Annotated in this window: 1 protein-coding gene; it reads right to left on the minus strand. The window is 57.2% G+C overall.

The genetic code is table 11. The features are described from left to right. On the minus strand, window positions 1–183 hold a 183-nt coding region (locus IG168_RS20520), incomplete at its 3' end, for a hypothetical protein (protein ID WP_193166469.1). Window positions 184–292: the final 109 nt, after the last annotated feature.

A 292-nucleotide genomic window follows, 5' to 3' on the forward strand; every position in this document is an offset into this window, starting at 1 on the left:
GGTGTAAACGGCGGCGCCGAAGGCGCCAATGGCGCCTATCACCGCACCTATCATGGCACCGTATTTTTCCGCGATTGTCCCAACTGTCGCGATCTGCTGCTCGGAAAACAACCAGAGCAGTCCGGTTGCGAGGTTGGTCGCGATGAGAATTCCGACGATGTTTTGTAGCGTCGAGCGATTCATTGGAGAGCTTTCAAGAGATCGGAGCGGTCATCCGGACTGGCGACGGTCAAATGATTGAGCCCTGTTTCGGTTTTGGTCCCGGCGCGAACGGCTCTCCGTGCATCCAGTC

Source organism: Microbulbifer hainanensis, from assembly GCF_014904735.1.
GTDB classification, from domain to species: Bacteria; Pseudomonadota; Gammaproteobacteria; order Pseudomonadales; family Cellvibrionaceae; genus Microbulbifer; species Microbulbifer hainanensis.